The organism is Paenibacillus agricola, from assembly GCF_011440305.1.
In the GTDB taxonomy this organism is placed as follows: domain Bacteria; phylum Bacillota; class Bacilli; order Paenibacillales; family NBRC-103111; genus Paenibacillus_S; species Paenibacillus_S agricola.
Genome location: NZ_JAAOIW010000024.1, coordinates 67932 through 88656, shown reverse-complemented (window position 1 = coordinate 88656; position 20725 = coordinate 67932). Strand labels below are relative to the sequence as shown.

Genomic DNA, 20725 nt, shown 5'->3' with positions numbered 1-20725 from the left:
TCATACAATCGAAAGTAAACAGCCTAACGGATGTACCTCCGTCACACGCTGTTCTCCCACTTTTTATGTTATTTCCCTTTGCTGTTCAGCAAAGGCTGGACAAACTGGCCATTTTCAAATATCACGGTACGGACCTCTTCACCGGGAGAAGCTTGAAAAGCAGCATTTTCCTCAAAGAAATGAAATTCTCTCGGATATGCGGCATAGCTGTTCACTTCATAACGATCGCCGTGTCTGGTGATCTCTCCATTGATGCAGCACACTTCTCCGTCCCTGACATAGAGGAAACACTTGGTCCCGAAGCCGGACAAATAAGCGACCACCTCCTCACCCATATCCCAATCGTCGCCTGATGCATTACTGAATAGCTTTTCAAACAATCCACCGTCTTGGGCAAAAACCGATTGGCCGAATCTGTTTCGTGACAAGTCGGGCCGATTCATATTAGGAGAGGCCACACTGTAAGTGGAAGCAGCCTGCCCCCGTTCAAGCTTTTTGTTCGTTGCCGTTGCATGCCAATCGTAACAATAAAACACAGGCATGGTCGCACGGTAAGCTGCTTTCAAGTAATCATTATCGCGCAAATGCTCGTACGCAACAAGTGTTGAAGCAGCAACCAATCCGCCCCATAGCGAATGCGTCATATAGGATAAGGCTTCCCACCAGCGGTCCGGGTTCTGAGCCCTGAAATCATTGCTGTATCCAATATTGGCCAGAAGAAGCTCGCCATACAGCTTCGCTTCTTTAGTATGATCCAACAAGCAAAGCGCCTCACAGGTCGGTCCGAACCCGGCATTATCATAAAAATGCTCGGTCACGGCTCCTTTATACTGCCCGCTGTCCAAACGGATCCGTTCCACCGTGGCCGTAAATAAACGGGACAGCTGTTCATGCATATCGGTCATGTTGAACTGAGCCAGATTCTGCAGAAGATCTTTGATAAATAAAGTGTAGACACCGAGCATGTGCGTTTCTTTTTTCTCACGTTCATCCTCGTGAAAATTTTCATCCAATCGGACGATCATCACTTCAGCTGCCCATTTCAAATAATCGGCAGGGCGCTGGCGTACTAACTGATTCGCTTGGAATTTGGAGAGCAGGTAGAAAACATGGGCAACATAATCGAGATCAAATATACGATAAAAATCATCGTATAGTTTAGCAGGATGAAAGAAGTCTCCATTCTCAAACCATTTGGGCTTGATATAGTGAACCGCGCTGTTTTCCACTTTTCGCAGCTCATCAAGATCAAACGTACCCAACAGATTCTTCTTCAGCACAAGAATCAGCTTGCCAAGCGATTCGCCTTGATTGGAAATCGGCAGAAACGCATGAGGTGTTTCCGCATCTTCGTTCTGATACAGGCTGCGGCATATATAATCGGCCCTGGCTTCAATTATTTCTTTGATAGGTTCGATGACATTAAAAACAACACTGTCGGTTTTACCGTTATTCATAACAATCCCCAGTTTTCTTTCACCAGGCCGGTTCATACGGATTTCAAGTGCTAATCCATCTTCGGTCTGTTTTACCCGTTCTGTAAGATCGATTCGCTGGATTTCACTATTTTCAAATGACTCTATCCATACTTCAACGAGCTGTACTTTTTCCGGCAGTCTAAAAGCTGTCTGGAACATTCCTCCGATTACGGTAACGGTATTGTATTCAATTATCGGATGTCCAAGCTTAAAAGCATTCTCGTAAAACTGCTGTTCTTCATCATAGGGCATCAAAACGTATTCCCAGTCCACAGAACAGCCTGCAGCCAGGCGAAGCGGCTGTACATCACTCATATAAATCCAATCGGAAGCTGTTGTGCTTCGTTCATTGCTGCCCGTTCCGACAAGCACTAGATTGTGGTAGAGGATTCCATCGAGTGAAGGAGAAACGTTTTTAAAAAAGTTATTCTCAAATCGGCAATAAGTACCTACTGACCGTGTTTCTCCCTTCACTGCGTACATCCCCAAATGGGGTCCGTTATGACTTCTCCGCACGGCGGCAATCTTGCTGAAATCCTGTGAAATAGAAGGGAAAACTGCGCAGGATTGGCTGATATTGCGATGCACATCCGCATCGCGGTACATAATATAGGCGAGGGCCGACCATACAAGGAAGTCATGCACCACAAGCTCGCTGCCGCTTATATTATGCAGACACACATTCCAGTTCAGGGACTCCTCATCGGATTCAAGATCATAGGTGAGATGAACTTCAAAGCGGTCAAATGAATAGACCAGCTTGATCTTTTTGGTCCCGATCCTAAATCTCTTAGGCTGCTCGCAGATTGTGCTGCTGTATTCCACGTCGTTCACTGTTAAACGGAAGTGTCCGAACAGCTTATCGGCATCCTGGTAACCGACCTCCCGCAAATATGGGGGATCAATCACCCAATTCATGTTTTCGCTGTCCTCATTGATAAGAAGTTTCTCCACAAAGCCCTGATCAGATAATTGAAGGGAAAATGCATTATTCTTGATGGATTCCAATAGGCTCACTCCCATCTCTATCTCTAATTGTTAATCGCCTAGGCTTGCATATTTATTTGATCTTTAATCCGGCTAAAATCAGCTGTGCCAAACTGGTCAAACAGCTTCCAGTAACAATGAACGGCTACCGCAGGGATCCATGGGAAGCAGGTTTTGTTGCCTTCCCCTTTCCAGCGCTGACCAAATCCGGTATCGCCAAACATCGGATCATCCCAAGCCCACCAGCTGATTAAATAGCCTTCTTCCTGTAGACCGGTGTAGCGGTAACCCCAGTCTTTTTCAGGAGTCGCCACGGTTTGGTTGCAGCCGTGCCAGAGCAGTTCCGCTACACGGAACATATCTTTATCACCAGTTAGCGTGGCGATTTCCACCATCTCGGCCACGCCGGACAATTCAAATGGATGTACATAGCCTGCTCCCGGCGTGTCGCATGCCCCAATGCCTGTGCTGCGGAAGCCGTATTTAGCCAAGGTGCTCGAAGGAGGAAGCGGTACATCCCAGAGTACCGTCCACGACGCGTTCAACTTGGCGGCATCATGGGCACCTTGCAGATAATACTCATCTTTAGTCGCTTTATACAAAGCAAGCAAACCGATCATCGGGAAATAGATGCTTTCATTATCGATCAACTGGCCTTTGGCGTAAATGCTGTCATGAATACCGCCATTAAATTTAATGCCTCTGACAATCGTTTCGCGGACAAAGCGCCCTGCTAGTTGGGCAGCTTCCAGATAACGCTCGTCTTTTGTAATTTCATACAGCTCAATGAGAAAAGGAATCGACGTCGCTGTCGATGATTTTTGTTCATACATCGTCGTCCCGAACCAGATTGGCGGATCTGTAATGGCGTTTCCGTCGGTATCATAAGCCCGATACCAGGTGCCGTCTGCTTCTTGGGTGCGAAGCAGGAATTCGGCATAGTTTTTGGCTGCAGCAAGCCATTCCTTATTCTCTCTTCCTTGCGATTTTTCAAATTGATAGATGAGCACTAATGCATGGACATCCTCATTCATACAGCGCAAATACGATCCTTGCTTCTCTCTTAACGCTTTTATCACAAACTCGCGGTGATCATAGAGCGGCCCCATAAGTTCAACGAGACGCTCTCCTTCCGCGTAGGCAAGCGGAAGCAGCAGACCGGTCCACCAAAAATCGAAGCTTTTCTTCTCTATGCTGTATAAATTATAGAACATGCCGTTATCGCGAAGATGAGCCTTATTGACAAAGAAATCGACGACCTTCTGGGCTTTATTTACATAATCATCAATGCCGTTATCCAAACCGTAACGCAGCGAATTATAAGCACTGAGAATGTTTTGACCTGTAAATCCGAATTGGATAATATTGCTCAATTGAATCCCGTTTTGCGGATGGCAGTTGAGCGCGTACCCTGCCGGCATATTGGGATCTTCTTCTTCGCTCTTTTCGATGTAATAGCGATCGAGCGATTCTAGTCTGTATTCATTCAGCTTCTCGGCAGTTGCAGGCAATGGCACCGGCGTAGACTCAAGGTCTTTCATACGACGGGTGTATGACTGCCATATGGCATCGATGAAGGCCGGTGCTGTTTCTACCCGGATTGCATAAGACACTTCGAAGGTCTCACCGGTTTCAGCAGGCCAAAATGAACCCCAGTCCGGACGTTCCTTCATGTATAAGGCATGGCAGCGTTCTCCTTCGTAGAAAGGGTAAGCCGCGCGTAAAGACATTTGGTCTTGCTCGCCCGGCACCTTCCAAACTCCCAAGCTGCCGATATCCGTTTTTTGCAAAAATAGTCTCTCTTTATTCGGACGATCTGGGATGTCATCATAAGCCGGCTGGTCTGCACGGAGCAAGCTCATGCTGAACTTCCGATTTTCGTCATAGGCTAAAACAGCCAGCATATTTAACCGGTCTTCTCTATACATCAAATTGCGGGTGCTTAAATAATCTTCCAGCCCGTCTTCATCCAAATCGTTTTTATCATAAAGCGCAGGCGGAGCAAAGTAACGCAAATCGGTAAAATCCGTTTCTTTTTGAAAAGCGGTAACCACGTCCAGGCGCAGCCTGAAGCCTGCGTTTTCCTTACCCTGTAGAACAACTGCCTTGCGGTTCACCTGCCAGGTATCCGCTTCGGCTCTCACCCATTCGTCAATTATCCGGTAACGGGAACCTCCTGCCTCCAGCTCGGCTTCGCACAAAAATCCGTTATCCTGCTCCCGCACAGACGTATATCCGATTGAATGCTCGCTTATCTCTTCCTTGGATGCTCCCACATTCCAGGTTTCCAAACACACAGGTTGCGGAATGTTAAGTACGCGAAGTGCTTCCGATGTATCCGCAAATTCAAATTCCGGAGTTTGCAAGGATGAAGCTTTTGCCCATTTCAAGTTCAGTTGTTTTCCCATGATTATTAGTCTCCTTTTATTTATTCTTTAGTGGCGCCTGCAGTTAATCCTTTGATCATGCCTTTTTGAGCGATGATGGTGAAGATAATAACTGGTATAATATAGAGAATACCGGTGGCCGACATTTTGCCCCAGAACGTCTGAAACGTTGTGACGTAACCCGCAATTCCAATCGGCATCGTTTGCGCGCTTTCGGTTCGCGTTAATGTCAGGGCAAACATAAACTCATTCCACGCGGCCAAAAAGCTGAAAATCGAAGCCACGCCTACCGCCGGCATCGATAAAGGCAGGGCGATTCTGACAAATTTGCCAAACGTACCGAGGCCGTCTATTTCTGCCGCCTCTTCGATTTCACGCGGAACCTGGCGGAAAAAGCCTTCCAGGATCCATATAATCAAGGTTAGTTCCAATGGCAAATAAGTGATGATCAAACCCAAATGCGTGTTGATCAGACCAAGCTGGCGCATCATCAAAAAGAAAGGAACGCCAAGAATGATCGGTGGAAACATGCGGATCGCTACGACGGAGGCGAACATCAATCCGCTGAATTTATAGCGGTATTTGGCAAATCCATATGCCGCAGGAATACCCACAACCAAAGAAATCAGTGTACTGATGATCGAAACAATCAAACTGTTACTCATAAAAGACTGAAATTTGCCTTCGGAGATAATCGCAGCATAATGCTCGCCGGTAACCGGCTGAGGAATGAACACAGGCGGCACGGAAAACATCTCGACATCGGTCTTAATGGAAGTTAAAAACGTCCACAAAAATGGAAAAAGAACAAACACAGTCATAAGAATTAAAATGAAATAGGAAATAAGGTTCGATAATCTGAATGCTTTCATCACGATCTATCCTCCTTTGGCCGCAAGACCCGGAACAACACGAAACTTACCACCATAATCATTAGCATAACAAGGAATGAAGCAGCCGCACCATGACCGAAATGCAATCCAGTGAACGTACTTTTGTAAATATACGTACTCAGCACTTCCGTTGCCCCGCCCGGTCCGCTCTGCGTCAGAATATAAACAATATCGAATACGCGAAAAGCGTCCGACAAGCGAATAACGAGGATCATCAGAATTGCCGGCTTCAGCAGCGGGAGTGTGATGTTAAGAAAAATTTGCAGTGGGTTCGCTCCATCGAGCCTTGCTGCTTCATATAAATCCTCCGAAAGCGAGGATAACGCCGCAAGCAGGATCAGGATCACAAAGGGCGTTGCTAACCAGACATTAGCAATCAGAACGGCCGTCTTTGCTCCCCAAACACTTCCCATCCAAAGCGGCGCCTTGATGCCTACTAAGTTAAGCACATAATTGACAACACCATATTGATCTGCGAACAGCCATCTCCACTGAAGTCCCGACACGATTGGGGCAATCATGAGCGGTAGTGTGAATATAACTCGAAAAAATGTGGTTCCGGGCAAACTCCGGTTTAATACCAGAGCCACCGTAAAACCGATGATTAGTTCTATGATGATAGTGGTCGCCACGAAACCCAGCGTATTCCAAAGTGCATCTTGAAATTGAGTGGATTGCAGCACCTTGACGTAATTTCCGAGTCCCACAAAAGAACCGGATGACATCATCCCCTCCGATTGATACAAACTGATTTTTAAAGACCATAAGATGGGATATAGAACCGTTGCGCCCATAACGATCAATGCAGGCAAGGTCAGTAGAATCCCTGCGATCCTTCGGGATCTGTTATGTTTTCCACCTTTATTCATCACGGATTCCGCCATGCTGTATTCCTCCTTACTTAGGGATAACTGGACTGAGAAAGGGAGTGCCGCAGCTTGCCGCTACACTCCTTCTGGTTACATACTTTTGTCAATTATTTGGATAGGATGGACTGGATATCCTTTGAAGCTGCTTTCAGCTCGTCCTCAGGCGTACTTTGTTTCGTCATAATTTTGGAAAGGGATACTGCAAGACGCTCTTGGATAGCAGGGAATGCATGGGTAGTTGTTACATTTTTACCATTTTCCGCAGCTTTAGTCATCACAGCTATCGCCGTTTTATCCGCATCTTTTAAATCCTTGTCCGAATTCAGCGAATCAACCGCGGCAGATTTTACGACAGGATTGATAAAATTTTTACCAAACTTTTGCATCATTTCTGTACTAGTTGTCCATTTCAAAAACTCCATCGCTGCATCTTTATTTTTGGAGCTTGACGAAATCCCAAAGCCCCAGCTCCAAACCGCACTCGTTTTTGCCACTCCAGCCGGCTGTAAAGCAACTGCGAATTTGCCTGCTACCTTGGATTTAGCCGGGTCATTAGCCAGCGAATACATATAAGGCCAGTTGATGACCATCGCTGCTTTTCCCTGCATAAACATATTATGCGCATCCGCATTATCGTAGCTTACCGCCCCTTCAGGGCTGCTTTTGTCTTCGTGCTGAATGGCAAGCAAGTATTTAAGAGCATTTGCGTTCGCCGCACTGTCCAGAACAAGTTTGTCACCTTCAAGCACCGCTCCACCTGCCTGCAGGAATCTGTCCAGCAGATGCGTAACGGGCTCCCCGCTTTGTTTGCCTTCCACGATAGTTCCGAATACTCCGTTTTTGGTGTCTGTGAGTTTTTTGGCGTATTCACGGAATTCATCCCAAGTTTCCGGTGCTTTCTTGAGGCCTGCTTGCTCGAACAAATCAGTACGGTAATAAAGCACAGGAGTGTGAACGAGATAAGGCAATCCGTAAATCTTGTTTTGATAGGAAACAGCTTCTAGTGCGGCCGGCGAAAATTCTTTCTTCTCGGCATCGCTTAAACGTCCATCCAGCGGTTCCAAAAAGCCTTGCTTGGCAAATTCGGAAATCCAAGGCTGATCCGTATTAAAAATGTCGATAGAACCGGTTCCAGTTGCAGCTTCTGTAATAAATCTTTCATGCATATTATCATGAGGCACTTCCTGGAAGTCTACCTGAATACCGGTTTGCTTGGTGAATTCCGGAGTAATTTTTTTATAAAACTCCATGTAAGGGCTGCCTGTCTCGACGCCTACTGTTATTTTTTTTCCCTCTCCTACGCCCGGAGCAGTTGAAGACTTATCGCCGCTAGGACTATCACTATTACTGGAGCATCCGCTTATTAAGCTGATAGCAACGACTGAAGCAGCCATCGTGAAACCGATTTTGCGCAATTGTTTGACATGTTTTCCCGTATGATTCATTTAAATAACCCCTTTCAAATTATAAAAATATTTTATCCATAAGTTTTTTTTAAAGACTTAATCGATTAAGTTAATAATGAAAAAAAATTAATTGAATACTTTAGCTGCTGATTTTCTTTCAATCAAGGTACATTTAAGTTTTTTATTCCTTTGGACGGTGCGATCGTGGTTAATTATAGCCATTAAAGACTTCATGGCCTCTACACCCATTTCATGCAGGGGAAGTCTCATCGTTGTCAATTTGGGATTAATGTACGAACTAAACTCACGATCATCGATCCCTACAATAGAAATATCGGCTGGAACACTTAAACCCTTATCCTTACAAGCGTTAATAGCGCCAGCTGCCATGTTATCGTTCATAGCAAGAATCGCAGTTGGATGGTTTTCCGCAGCGAGTAGTTCAGAGGTCAACCTGTATCCGGATTCAAATTCCCAGTCTCCTGTTTTAATTAATGAAGGATCAAAGATCAATTGGTTATCCATAATTGCCTGGTAATAACCATTAAACCTCTCGCGAGACGGATTGGAATTAAAGAGACCGCTTATTACCGCAATATTGCGATGTCCTGCTTCTATTAAGTAATTGGTAGATTCATAAGCGGCCAAATGATCGTCGTAATTAACGGAATAATCTTCTTCTTTTGAGGTATAACAGTAAATGTAAACAATCGGTATTTTATCATTTTCAATAATTCCTGTTACATCCCTGGTATGGAAGCCGATATATATCAATCCGTCTACCTGTTTGTTTAAAATTTCATTGATTGCTGGAGCTGCCAGCTTTTTGACATTCTCCGTATCCGAATATTCCTGTCCCAGACGTTTGAGTACTCGCATATTGGTTAGGAGTAACGAAAAACCATGATTCTCGGCATATTCGTTAATTCCGTCTATAATTTCGGAAGAATTAAAGGAAGTGACGTCCTCAACCACAACGCCGATCGTTTTTGTCTTTTTGATTTTCAGACTTTTGGCAATTTGATTGGGCTGATAATTCATTTCTTTAATAATTTCAAGTATTTTAGCTCTTGTTTTTACACTTACACTTCCGGTTTCATTTAACACATAAGATACAGTAGCGGTAGAAACATTTGCTTTCCGGGCAATATCCTTAATACTAGGCATATCTCCTCCTTTGGATCTCTCTTTTATAGTTGAAGACTGATAACTTAATCACTTAATCGTTTAATTCAAACCTATCTTAGCATTTTTCCGTTTTTCATGCAAGCGTTTTCTGCCTCCTTTAATTTGGCAGAACAGAACCTTTCCGCGCTGCCAGAGCAGTTCACACCAAGCAGTGCCTGTCACCCCCTTCGTGTGTAAACTTGGATATGTCCGTCAGCACAGCACATAAATATATGGTGCTACACGATGTCAAGACACTTATTTTGATATAGTTAAGGTGTGAAAGGATTCACATGCTTTTGTGGATATAAGATTTTTATAAAGGTTGTATCCATTCTCATTTGGAATAAATATTAAATATTTCCAGTTATCTTTGCCCATGTTAACGTAGCCCAAGCGAAGGCGCGGGAGAAACCTGCCGCGTCTCTCGCGGACTGTTATAGTCATGGAGATAGATTTCATTATATTTCAAGCTGCGCCAGAATCGCTCGATCACGATGTTATCCTTCGCACGCCCTTTGCCGTCCATGCTAATGCGCACCTCCTGTCCCTTTAAGAGGTCGATATATTTGGGGCTCGTAAAATGGCTGCCTTGGTCGCTGTTCACAATGGATGGTTTCTGCCTGGCGAAGGTCCGTTTCATCGTTTCGAGGACGAATCCGATCTCCATGCTTTGGTCCAGCTGCCAGTCAATGATGTAGCGGGAGTACCAGTCCATCACCGCGTACAGATACATCCACCCGTGTTTCATCCGGAGTGAAGTAAGAGGCAGAGCGTAGTCGAACTATCTCCTTGCCTCTCCTTCCCGAACCGGACTTGCACCTCTCAGCGCATCCGGCTCTCCATTTAAGTGTTGCTCAAAGCAAAGGCGACTTCGTTAAAATAGGATTCCGTTGTACGGCGTTTCTCGGAACGAAAAATGTATGGATTTTCGACCGGGTTTCGCCATGTGAACCAGCATTTGCGTTATCAGCCTTCTCAGCGCCAGTTCTCCATAGTAACCCCGACTGTTCTGACCTTGCAGCACTCAGATTTTAGCCTTTCCCTTCAGAGGGGAACGGACATAATCCCGCATGAGTGACCTGAATCCCCGCCTGTATTTACGAGCCAGCCAATATCCGAGTTTCCAGAACACCGTGCGTATCCAGCCCATATTCGTGATATCCGTCCATACGTGTAATGGATACCAGTCCGCGACCTGCCTGTTAAACGGTGTAGGCAGGGGTGACATTTCAACCCTCAGATGCGGTTTAATAGGTTCGTGTTCCTCAGCCTTCCCATGCTCAGCCTAGAGTCTCATCTTGGCGTAACCGTTTCGCCGCAAGCCCCGTTTCCCGCGGACTACGTCACCTTGCTAGTGTCGGCAAGTCACCGCCGCTTCGGCTCACTTCTTCTCACAGCAGAAGAAGGGCATGCCTGTAAAAAAAAATAAAAAGACATGCATTCCAAACATGCTCAAGTAACTTTATTCCATCACTGGAACTTAGTTAGCTGGGCGTACTGTACGTGATGTCCACACTCCAGACCTGGTCAGGGTGCAGGATCTGCAAAGCCTCTGAGCAGATAAGGATAGGTTCGGTGCTGCAGGTCGCGCTTGCTTAGGTTAGGACCGGGATAAACCGCCGTCAGGCCCATTTCCCGCATGTAATGCCTGACCGTGTTTTTGTGGATACCATCCCCTTCGCGATTCATAATGGTAGAGATCGTCCGGTACCCCATAAAGGGGTGCTGGGTATACAAGGCGTCAATCCGGTGCTTGAGGTGGATTTCCTCCGGAGAGGGAGGGACCGGTTTGTAGTAAAGGCTGGAGAGATTGAGGGTGAGTAGATCGGCCTGCACAAGAATAGCATGCTCAGGGCAGTCCCATTCGAGGAGGTCGATACGCTCCTCGCGAGCCACGACAATTGAGTTGTCAGCTTGTCTAGTATATATGTAGCATTATATAATTCGTCGGGATAATACATCTTTACCTGTCTATTGTGATCACAATCTTCATCTGTACATTTTATGTCAACATAAGTCCAATAATCATCGCTAAAATAGATTTTGGCAATGACCATACCATTTCGGCCGCAGTAACAAACATAATTCTTAACCTCTTTCATAACAAATATCGCTAATTCACGTTTGTTATTGTCATCCATTTTCAGCAGCGCCTTTACCGAATAAACTCTTCTGTCATATTAAACCAATGTTTTAAACGGAAGATAGGATTCGTTTTTATAAAATAACACACTCTACACTCGCTCTCCCAAGCAGATCCGATTAAAGCAGGTATGTCCTTAATTCCTATAGTTTTTGCTATACAAGTTCGGTGTTGTCCCCATGTAAAAGAATAATGCCCACAACTTGAGGAATGAATCCAAACATACTCTGTAACACCATTTAATTTTATGCTTTCTGCAAGCAATCGACAATAGTGTACCGAGTGAGACTGATGGTTTCTATATTTGTCTCGATGATCGACTCCCTCAATAACAGCGTAACGAGCAACCTCATCTTTAGATAGATCTAATGAACACTTACCTGTTAGTTTACGAAAACATGTGAACTTAGAAAGATTGTACGCATATTTATGTTTTGTTGGGTCAAAAGAAGCAACATCTTCGCTCACTAATACACTTCCTTTGAATTTATTGTTTCATTCTGCTTCATCTAGGAATGGAATTGAATTATATCCCAACATATATTCAGATCGTTGCAAAACAGTATATATAAGTTTAGGATCATTAGGAATATCTCCAATAAAATCAATCACACCTTGGCGAAAACTCATTATTAAATTTTCAATCTTCACTGTAACGTGATTCATACCATTTTGTTTTATTATTTCTTGTAATTGCTCTGGTTTGTTATCTCCCCAAGTATAAAAAACTTGAGTAGCCTTACCTTGTCGTGACATTGAGGATTCACTGGCTAATGTATGGACTACCGCGCAACGCGCAGCGTACAAATCCTCACCAGTTACTTTGACATCCATATGTGGAATCACATATTTATTTACCCATTCTATAAAATCCTTTTTTTGCACATCTTTTCCTATTGCAGTATTCAAAGAAGCGACTATATCCAATCCGCTATAAAGTAATATTAAAGTTGAAATTTTATATCCCTTTTCTAAGGTCACCTCGATGGACTTAATCAATTCCATAAGATTTCGACAAATAGTCTCGATGATACACAACTCCCTTGAAATTATATTTTTATTTGATTGTCAGGTGTGCTGTACATATTATAGACATCAATTGCTTTCACACATACTTGTTCAGTAAGACCTTTTTCTTTGCAATACCTCATATTTACATCGTACTCATCACTTTATTTATCAAATGCACCCAAGGAAATCGCGAATAATAATAATATAATTCCAGCACCAACGATGATTTTTATTATTGTTTTTAATACTAATTGTTCCGTCCCACAAAATCATCTATCTCCTGTAATGAATCTATCCTTTCATTAACTTATCAATTTCGTCCATTTTTTTCAATACTTCTTCCACCCCTGTTTGGGTTACTAGCCAATTTTTCAATTGTCCCCATCTATCAGATTTTTCTCTTCTTCTAGATTTGTTGATGATAGTTCCCGAACCTGAGATTAACATTCCTCTGTAATCTTTTGAAATTAAATGTCCATACGATGGCGCGCGATAATACGGTTCTGTTACTATTATCAATGAATCACCATCAATTATTGAATCAATAATTAATTGATTTTTTCCTTGGAGCAACCTTGTTTTTACCAACGACAAACTGACTTTATATCGTCTTATCATAATGAATATCTCCTTAAAATATCTATTTTATGTCTCTTGTAAAATTATACCATAGTTACATAAACAGCAGTCGGTGTTGAAAGAAAGGGAATTTGTAGAGGAAAACATATTGCCGGAAGAGTTCAATAACCTTTCGAAATTCCTATGTACTTTTTTTGATCGCGCTACATCTAGACATCCAAAAACATAACTTGCCATTCCTTCCCATCAGAGTTAACATACACACACTCAAACAATGGGAAGGGGATAGTATTTTGTCCCAAACCGAGTTGTCATCGGTCCGGATGATTTTTTCCTCACTGATTAGTGTCGCGATTTTTTATTAATCAACACCGGCTCTGTCGGGAATGAGATCAAGTTCTTGTCAAAATCGGGAATGGCAAGTTCTTGTCATTGGGTTTTGACAAGAACTTGGTCCCATAAAATAAAAAAGCTGCGATTTACGCGACGATTAATGAGATAAAGTTCTTGACACCCGACGTTTCATTAGGAATTCACTCCTATACTACTCATAAGAGCATTATATTGATCACTATCCTCTTTAATCTTATCGATAATTAATTTAGCGGTTGACACCATTTCGGGTACTTCAACAGGCATAGAAGCTCTTTCAATTGAACCTTGTAAGTGAGAATATTCATTGTTAATCCTATCTATTATAATAGAAGAAACTTTGTTATCTCCAAAGAAACGTTCGAGTTTATCCTCAGAAAAATCCGGATATTTGAAATATAGATATATCTCTAGAAACTTCCTTGCATTATTCCCGAAATTGTAAAATAACTCGAAATTTGTATCATCTATAGTAGTAATGCAAGAGCACTTGTAGATACAGGAAAATAAATAGTTAAATTCTGTTCCGTATTCTTTAAGATATTTTGGCATGAGTAGTAAAGTAGAATAGTGACCTAGCCTGTTGATAATAAAGTATTGCTTGCTACAACTTTTAGGTTTTCCACCTGTCTGTTGTTCAAAACTATTCAATCGTCTTAGATATTTCAGAAAATCGAGATTATGCGTAGAAACGAATAATTGTTCAAACAACCCTTTTTCGGCTACCTCAACTGCAATTAGGCTGTAGACAAAAAAGATATGATTTCCGTCTAAGCTGGAAATAGGATCATCTATCCAAATGATAGGCTTCGTATCTTTGGTTCAATGTCATCCAGTTTCGCTATAAAATAACAAAATGAAATCAAGCTGCATTCACCTTCACTCAAATGATAAGCACGCTTTCCATTTCGAACGATTTCAAAACGAATTTTCTTTTCACCTTCCTGGTATCATCTGTAGACCTTAAAGAAAGGAACTCGTGACCAAAAAAATCAGTCAGATATTTATTCACTAAAAGTGCGCCCTTCTCCTCATCATTTAATTGACGTTTTTTTTCTTGTATCTCTTCTTCTATTCTTCTTATCTCGACTTGAGTTTTATCAACTCTTTGTTTAACTGCTTCTGTTGTATTTTTAATTTCATTGATCCGAACTAAACTCGCGTTGTAGTTTATAGTTGAACAAAAATCATAAACTTCTTGTAACCTTAAAGTTTCTTTTGCTCTTGTCTGCTCTAAATGTAATTTTCCAGAAAACTCATTCGATTGAATACGCAACTCTTCGTAGCTCTTCTGAATTATACAAATCTCTTGAGTGTAATCTAAGGGACGTTCAAAAAACAGAGAGACAGTAATAGCTTCTTTACGTTTGATTAATTGCTTTACAATTGATTTCAACTGCTCATTGTAGTTAGATTCTGCTATTGAATGAGACTGGGAAAGTTGTTCGATTTCTTTCTGGAAATTTAAGTAGAACAAATTTTTATCAATTTTAAAACCATCTCTGACTATTTCTATTTCAATTCTCTTGATCAAACTTTCTATATTATGTTCCAAAACTCTCGATTCATCATCAAAATGCTTATGTAAAACACTCCAGCGCTCATCAGAAACAATCTCTCCACAGAACGCACAGAATTCCCTTTTATCATTGTGAAGTTCATAGCCCTTTTTAACCCACTCATTCAAGGAAACCTCACGGAGCAATTCTACTATTTTCTCGGATGTACCAATTTGAGATACAGAACTACCGCGTGATACCACCTTTGGGCGGACTTCCAATCGCGACAAATGATTTTGAAGTCACCTGCGTAACGCACCAGATAGCCTTCTTTCAGACAGGACCTTATTTTCGCAGCCCTTTCGCCAGTTCTTGATTGGAAAGGTTTTGTCAGCGGAAAGAGTTCCCATTGACCAGCCACTCAATGATCGAGGTCGTTCAGTACAATATTCGAAAGCAGTGTTGACAGCAAGCCCCCTTGAGGTACGCCTTTTGAAGGTTTTCCCTCTCCCTCGATCTCAGCTTTTAGCATTTTAGAGATGCACGCTAGAACCTTTCTATCTTGGATGCCCATGTTCCAAAGTTGCTTTACGAGCAAGGTATGGTTAACGTTGTCGAAGAACCCCAAAATGTCGATGTTGACTACGAAATGCATGGACGCCTGATTGATGAGAAATTGGATTCTTGCCATGGCATGGTGTGTCGATCGAAGGGGTCTGAAACCGTAGCTATGGTTGTAAAATTGGGCTTCAGCTACAAATGTTTACAAGTCATCCTCCACTACAAAATCAATAATTACATTTAAGTTATGGTGTATAAAGTTCCTCGTTAAAGCCAGGATATTCTCCCATGTTAGACTTAATCGTTCTTCCCATGAAGGTTGCAATTCTCCATTAAACATATCTAATACTTTTGCAAATTTAGGGTGCTTATTGGAATACTCATAAACTGTGCAAACATGAATATCCAATCGTACAGCAAGCTCCTCATCTGTCACTCCATCCTTAACCCATTGCTAAATTTCATCTAACCTTGGCTCTACATTCAAATCATACTTTGTAGGTAGTTTAGGTTTCAATGACCTCACAGATTTCTTGTTATCTTTCTTCATTCACCCCACCTCCGTTCAAAATTAAAAAGCCTATGCAAAAATGCATAGACGATTTTATATATATCATTCACTTACTTTTTTGTTATCGGATTTCAAGGTATACATATCTTGATCCGCTACATGAAGTAAATCATCTAATGTTTGCGCCTCATTGGGATACGCAGCCGTTCCAATAGAAACAGAAATCGCTATATTGAACTCTTGGGATGATAATTTTAATTCGTTCTGGATACGACTAATCATCATCGCTTTACTGCGATCATCAGAAAAAGAGGAAAGAACCAAAAATTCATCTCCTGCCCAACGAACAACTACGTCCCTTTTTTGTGAATGAAGCATTAATACGTTTGCAATCCGTTGCAGTACCTGATCACCGATTTTATGCCCACGGGTGTCGTTGATTATTTTAAAGTCATCCACGTCAATAAAATATAAAATCAACTTCTCCTGTTTTCGATCCACCGAAGCGATGAGCTTAGGAAAGGTATGCAACATGAATCTTCTGTTATACAGTGTGGTCAGAACATCTCTCTCCGAAAGAAACTTCAATTTATCATACTGTGTTCCCAGCAACCAACTTGCAATAACTATAAAAACACCAATTAACGGAAACTGAAAGGGGGGATAGTTATAATAAACAACACCATATATTCTTATAGCTAAGATCAATATTACAACAACCGATATAATAACGATTCTTCCTGAATATTTCATCGTAGATCCCCATTATTCAAATTGTATCTAAATTTAATTTCAGACAAACAATTTTGCCAGTTTCCTATGATAAAACCAAAGTCGATCGTTTGTCTTCATCCAAATCAGCAATAAAACTACAACTCCATATAATGCAACTACGAAGTCTGTTGTTTCTTTAATATGAAAATCATGTCATCTTTAATCTGAGATAATTTTTTTTCAATCTGATTGCGATGATCCTGAAACATATTGATTTCATAGTCAGAAAAATCTCTTAATTGCTCGGAAAACAACACAGTATGACCGATCAACTTACCCTGATATTCCAAAGGACTACAACAATAGGATTTAAATCCGTCCACCATCATTTTCTTCTTATGATTTAATGTTACAATGTCTTGAGCGCGTTCAACATTACTAACAATTAATGTATTTTTGATGTAAATCGGATCTTTTGCTCCACCTGGAATATCCATATTCACATTAAGCCCATGTGAATATTCTTTGTAACCATCTGGTATACTCGGACCCGCTCCGATCCATAATCGCTTTTCATCTTCTTCATATAAATATACTACACATAACAGACCATTTAATTTTTCTTCCATCGCCATACAATAATGACTTAGGGACATTCGAGTTTCTATAGACAGCAGTTCCTGCATCCCTATCAAATCTGCATGGTAGAGTTTTTCGAACACATTAGATAAATCAGATTGTCTTGCGTTCACTGGATGTAGTTGAGTTAGTATGGTTCTTATTTCTTTGGTCAGCTTAAAATGTTTCAAGGAATTGATTATATCTTTCATCTTTTTTATACCTCTCAGTCTAGCGATGTCAAGTGCTAGATAATCCCTTCTTATCATTAGAACTTATGCGCTCCTGAACAACCATCTCCAGAAGATCACGAACTATTTCAAGATCATTCTCCGTTAACGGTACGCCATCCCAGTGAAGTTTCGAATTGTTAAGAATCAATTTCGCATTCGTACCTTTATCTTGGGGATGGCTATCATCCGTAGCTCCGATTATATAGTCGACGGATGTGTTGAAAAGTACAGCGAGGTTCTGCAACACTTTAATGGGAGGCTGTCGATAATTTAGTTCATAACAGGCATAGGTGCTTTTGGCTACACCGATTGATTCTGCTACAGCTTGTAGAGTCATATTTCTTTCTTTTCTTAGTGATCTTAATCTAGATAATTTCAAGGGAACCTCCATTAGTATCGTTATTGATTGCTGGCAAAGTCTAAAATTTTATGTTCAGAATGCCGTAAATCATAAAATTGTCCCTGAGCCTCCACTAAAGGATTGAGTAGGGCGTCTGGATGGAGCATGACTATACGAGCCACTTGGCCATCCGTCAAAATCACTTGATCGCCAACCAATCTGTTCATCATGTTCATGATAAAACTATGAACAATCTTTGGATCAAACAATCCAAAGGAACTTTTGTGGATTTCCTGAAACACTTGGTACAAGGGTACTGGTTTCTTATACACTCGTTCTGAAATCATCGTATGAAACACATCAGCGACCGATACGATCTTACTAAATGGAGTGATCTTCTCCCCCGAAACCCCAAATGGATATCCACTGCCATCTTCTCTTTCATGATGCTGAAGCGCAACTAGAGCTTGTTGTTCCGTCATTTCTGAAATATTCCGAATCATCTCACACCCCAAATGTGTATGGAGCTTCATTTCGGCATACTCGTCAGCAGTAAGCCTACTTGCTTTATTTAATATCAAATCGGGAATCTTCACCTTACCAAGATCATGCATTAAACCCGCAATAGCAAGTTCATTTAGCTCTTCGTCATTCATCCTCAACCATTTTCCAATTAAAAACGAAATAACCGCAACTCCGATACAATGTCGATAGGTATAATTATCCTTTTTACTTAACTCCAATATAACATTTGATAGGTTATTGTTGATACATAATTCTTGGATTTTCGGCATTAACAGATCCTGTATAACTTGATTCGATAGCTGTTCCGTTTGGTGATGAATCTTTTCATAGATCGCTTGAACTTCTGAAACCGCTTCTTCCATTATCGCCTCCGTAACCAGTCGGATATCTTCTCGCCATATCTCGATTCCGTGTTGGTGAAGGAGATCAAGATGATGATTGTCCAAGATACTGTTCTGAGGTAGAAGTAAGCTGCCTTGCCTCGAATAAATATTAATATTTAATCTTCTCCCTATAAAACGCGTATTATCGATTAAAATCACCCACTTAAAATTGGTTAAAACTGTTACGATCAAACGTCTTTTCTTCAATCGGTTCAAATATGTCCATGCTTTGCCGATCAATGATAACTCGACCTTCAAACATTTTCTTCACAATAACTTTCTTTGTTGCTTTAAGGCTTGTCGCTACACCTGTGATGCCACCAACATACATGGCAGAGATCGTATCTCCCGCTTCAAGCTTGGAGCCTCGGCAAACGGAATTGTCCAGAAAGAAAATGATATTCCCTGCTGAATAAAGGTCACATTGGATAACGCCTTCTTTTCGGATAAGGATGTCTCCATTCGACTTTAATGTTGAGTTCTGACCTTGGTTTATGTTGATTTGGACTTGCGATTCCTGACTTAAAGCGACTCTCATGAATGCTTTCTTTAAGACTCGCAAGAAATCTTCCATTCTAGGAGCTGTCATGATTTCCACTATTTTTGTTGGCTGGAGGAATAACTCTAAATAGTTGTTCAGTTCTTGCAAAGCATCTTTATTGTAAGACTGTATGCCTGAAATAACACCCATCAATTCTTTCAGAACATCCCATACTTGCTTATAATTGCTTTCTATAACCAGTAGCAACACTTGGCCATACCGCACTTGCATATTCTTCTTACTGATTTCACTTAATAACATTTTTGCGCTTTGCATCATTTTTTCAAGTATATCCATCAACTGTTTGGAATTATTATAGAGCCTGTTATAAAGCATCCCGAAATATCCAGAATACAGATTACTCCCGAAGACATTTCCCTTCACTGCAATACTACCTGTGGCTGTTAAAGTCGAATTAAAAACACTGCCAGCCACATAAATGTTCCCCAGTGATTCAATAATCATGTTATCCATGACATCGCCGTAGACAATCACGTCACCTGCAAATACGATATTGCCTGTTTGTAAGTCAACGTTACCTGGCACAAGATAAGCCGTATTGATGTCAAAGCACTTGATTTGATTACCCGTGACTCGAGGTCTTCCCTCTTTTTTAGCAATAACAATGGAATTTGGTGTAATCTCAACGGTATCCTTCCCAGCAATATAAATGTCCTTAACCGGATCGGGAAGTAACACATTTCCAACCACATCATACCCCGTTTGTCCTTCAACAGGTGGTGTTTTCTTAGCGAGGACATCTCCACTCTTGACGGAAGGAATGTTCATGTGATTTTTATAGTCGATTAACCCCCGTACCTCGGTGAAGATGTTCTCGATATTTTCCGAGAAGAACATATCCAGTCTGGCGTCCTGACCTTGAGTAGGCGGTTTACCTTTTGCGATATTCACAGGTCGATGAGAAGGCTGAAGGATTTCCATTTGTACGGCTACTACATCCAGATTCATCTTAATGTTCATATTGTCAACTGCTGTAAGAATATCTTGCAGGTTGATGGTTTCCAAAATGATTGATGAATCTTCCTCCACAGTCAGTGTTACATCCAATTCAGGAGCCTTATCAGTTAACGACCAAGCGTGTCTCTGTGTGCGATTAATTGTTAAATATGCGTCTATCTTGTCTTCTGAGACTGATATCTCGAATAAGGGATTTTCTTCAATCTCCCACTCTATTACGCTTTCAGAAGAAACTTTAGTCTCTTTACTGATCTCTTGTCCATCCATCGACAGCTTGACAGGAGCTTTTGCCTTTAAAGTAGGGACTTTACCCCCATTGGATGGATTCCCAACAATGACCTTTCCATTCTCAACCTTAATGAATCCATCCACGATCATCTCATCTTCTAGGTTAATACGCGTAGTTGAAGATGATTCTATTCCTTCTCGTTTCTGTGAGTAAGAATATTGGTCGAGTTTCTTCAACAACTTTAATATTTCTTGTTCACTGACATGATCTGACATGGGTAACACCTCACTTGTTATAT

The 20725-nt window shown here is 41.6% G+C and carries 19 protein-coding genes and 1 pseudogene; all 20 read right to left on the bottom strand.

Annotated features, from left to right (window positions below; all coding sequences use genetic code 11):
• Window positions 1-68 precede the first annotated feature (68 nt).
• The 20 genes and pseudogenes from G9U52_RS35170 to G9U52_RS35070 all read right to left on the bottom strand — a co-directional run bounded on the left by G9U52_RS35170 (window position 69) and on the right by G9U52_RS35070 (window position 20702).
• Entirely contained in the window at window positions 69-2486 is a 2418-nt protein-coding gene (locus G9U52_RS35170) for a hypothetical protein (protein WP_166156938.1), read from the bottom strand.
• Between the two features lie 38 nt (window positions 2487-2524).
• The gene (locus G9U52_RS35165) at window positions 2525-4873 is read right to left on the bottom strand and encodes a hypothetical protein (RefSeq protein WP_166156935.1); all 2349 of its coding nucleotides are present in this window, start codon (window positions 4871-4873) and stop codon (window positions 2525-2527) included.
• 20 nt (window positions 4874-4893) lie between these two features.
• A complete protein-coding gene (locus G9U52_RS35160; RefSeq protein ID WP_166156932.1) occupies window positions 4894-5724 on the bottom strand; it encodes a carbohydrate ABC transporter permease in 831 nt (276 codons plus the stop codon).
• Window positions 5724-6629: a carbohydrate ABC transporter permease gene (locus tag G9U52_RS35155; protein WP_166156929.1), complete on the bottom strand. Its 906-nt coding sequence runs from the start codon at window positions 6627-6629 to the stop codon at window positions 5724-5726. Before G9U52_RS35155 ends, G9U52_RS35160 begins: the two co-directional genes overlap by 1 nt.
• 92 nt (window positions 6630-6721) lie before the next feature.
• Window positions 6722-8059, bottom strand: coding sequence for an ABC transporter substrate-binding protein (locus tag G9U52_RS35150; protein ID WP_166156926.1), 1338 nt, complete (start codon window positions 8057-8059; stop codon window positions 6722-6724).
• 87 nt (window positions 8060-8146) lie between these two features.
• Entirely contained in the window at window positions 8147-9187 is a 1041-nt protein-coding gene (locus tag G9U52_RS35145; RefSeq protein ID WP_166156923.1) for a LacI family DNA-binding transcriptional regulator, read from the bottom strand.
• Window positions 9188-9569: 382 nt separating this feature from the next.
• On the bottom strand, window positions 9570-9938 hold the full coding sequence (locus G9U52_RS35140) for a DDE-type integrase/transposase/recombinase (protein WP_207953399.1): 369 nt from the start codon (window positions 9936-9938) through the stop codon (window positions 9570-9572).
• Between the two features lie 779 nt (window positions 9939-10717).
• Entirely contained in the window at window positions 10718-11026 is a 309-nt protein-coding gene (locus tag G9U52_RS35135) for an IS3 family transposase (RefSeq protein ID WP_311764980.1), read from the bottom strand.
• A 319-nt stretch (window positions 11027-11345) separates the two neighbouring features.
• On the bottom strand, window positions 11346-11801 hold the full coding sequence (locus tag G9U52_RS41515) for a ParB N-terminal domain-containing protein (protein WP_166156914.1): 456 nt from the start codon (window positions 11799-11801) through the stop codon (window positions 11346-11348).
• A gap of 27 nt (window positions 11802-11828) precedes the next feature.
• On the bottom strand, window positions 11829-12338 hold the full coding sequence (locus G9U52_RS35125) for a hypothetical protein (RefSeq protein ID WP_166156911.1): 510 nt from the start codon (window positions 12336-12338) through the stop codon (window positions 11829-11831).
• 297 nt (window positions 12339-12635) lie between these two features.
• Window positions 12636-12962 (bottom strand): hypothetical protein, encoded by a 327-nt coding sequence (locus G9U52_RS35120; RefSeq protein WP_166156908.1) that lies wholly within the window; start codon window positions 12960-12962, stop codon window positions 12636-12638.
• A 486-nt stretch (window positions 12963-13448) separates the two neighbouring features.
• Entirely contained in the window at window positions 13449-14099 is a 651-nt protein-coding gene (locus G9U52_RS41160; protein WP_166156984.1) for an AAA family ATPase, read from the bottom strand.
• A gap of 79 nt (window positions 14100-14178) precedes the next feature.
• Complete coding sequence (locus tag G9U52_RS41155; protein WP_207953398.1) at window positions 14179-15057, bottom strand: AAA family ATPase; 879 nt, start codon at window positions 15055-15057, stop codon at window positions 14179-14181.
• Window positions 15027-15551: pseudogene (locus G9U52_RS35100) on the bottom strand (reverse transcriptase domain-containing protein); the annotation flags it as partial. The pseudogene G9U52_RS35100 and the gene G9U52_RS41155, both read right to left, overlap by 31 nt.
• A gap of 6 nt (window positions 15552-15557) precedes the next feature.
• Window positions 15558-15791: a hypothetical protein gene (locus G9U52_RS39550; protein ID WP_207953406.1), complete on the bottom strand. Its 234-nt coding sequence runs from the start codon at window positions 15789-15791 to the stop codon at window positions 15558-15560.
• A gap of 177 nt (window positions 15792-15968) precedes the next feature.
• A complete protein-coding gene (locus G9U52_RS35090; RefSeq protein WP_166156902.1) occupies window positions 15969-16619 on the bottom strand; it encodes a GGDEF domain-containing protein in 651 nt (216 codons plus the stop codon).
• A gap of 137 nt (window positions 16620-16756) precedes the next feature.
• Complete coding sequence (locus G9U52_RS35085; protein ID WP_166156899.1) at window positions 16757-17410, bottom strand: GAF domain-containing protein; 654 nt, start codon at window positions 17408-17410, stop codon at window positions 16757-16759.
• Window positions 17411-17438: 28 nt separating this feature from the next.
• Entirely contained in the window at window positions 17439-17822 is a 384-nt protein-coding gene (locus G9U52_RS35080) for a helix-turn-helix domain-containing protein (RefSeq protein WP_166156896.1), read from the bottom strand.
• 8 nt (window positions 17823-17830) lie between these two features.
• Window positions 17831-18658 carry an HD-GYP domain-containing protein gene (locus G9U52_RS35075; protein WP_166156893.1) on the bottom strand — a complete coding sequence of 276 codons (828 nt, stop codon included), beginning with the start codon at window positions 18656-18658 and terminating at the stop codon, window positions 17831-17833.
• Window positions 18659-18842: 184 nt separating this feature from the next.
• Entirely contained in the window at window positions 18843-20702 is a 1860-nt protein-coding gene (locus tag G9U52_RS35070) for a flagellar assembly protein A (RefSeq protein ID WP_166156889.1), read from the bottom strand.
• Window positions 20703-20725: the final 23 nt, after the last annotated feature.

Coding starts and splice junctions, on each gene's coding strand:
- G9U52_RS35090 (WP_166156902.1), bottom strand. CDS start 16,619: ATGAAATATTCAGGAAGAATCGTTATTATATCGGTTGTTGTAATATTG.
- G9U52_RS35160 (WP_166156932.1), bottom strand. CDS start 5,724: ATGAAAGCATTCAGATTATCGAACCTTATTTCCTATTTCATTTTAATT.
- G9U52_RS35155 (WP_166156929.1), bottom strand. CDS start 6,629: ATGGCGGAATCCGTGATGAATAAAGGTGGAAAACATAACAGATCCCGA.
- G9U52_RS35075 (WP_166156893.1), bottom strand. CDS start 18,658: ATGGAAGAAGCGGTTTCAGAAGTTCAAGCGATCTATGAAAAGATTCAT.
- G9U52_RS35120 (WP_166156908.1), bottom strand. CDS start 12,962: ATGATAAGACGATATAAAGTCAGTTTGTCGTTGGTAAAAACAAGGTTG.
- G9U52_RS35150 (WP_166156926.1), bottom strand. CDS start 8,059: ATGAATCATACGGGAAAACATGTCAAACAATTGCGCAAAATCGGTTTC.
- G9U52_RS35145 (WP_166156923.1), bottom strand. CDS start 9,187: ATGCCTAGTATTAAGGATATTGCCCGGAAAGCAAATGTTTCTACCGCT.
- G9U52_RS35070 (WP_166156889.1), bottom strand. CDS start 20,702: ATGTCAGATCATGTCAGTGAACAAGAAATATTAAAGTTGTTGAAGAAA.
- G9U52_RS35085 (WP_166156899.1), bottom strand. CDS start 17,410: ATGAAAGATATAATCAATTCCTTGAAACATTTTAAGCTGACCAAAGAA.
- G9U52_RS35140 (WP_207953399.1), bottom strand. CDS start 9,938: ATGAAACACGGGTGGATGTATCTGTACGCGGTGATGGACTGGTACTCC.
- G9U52_RS35165 (WP_166156935.1), bottom strand. CDS start 4,873: ATGGGAAAACAACTGAACTTGAAATGGGCAAAAGCTTCATCCTTGCAA.
- G9U52_RS35080 (WP_166156896.1), bottom strand. CDS start 17,822: ATGGAGGTTCCCTTGAAATTATCTAGATTAAGATCACTAAGAAAAGAA.
- G9U52_RS35125 (WP_166156911.1), bottom strand. CDS start 12,338: ATGGAATTGATTAAGTCCATCGAGGTGACCTTAGAAAAGGGATATAAA.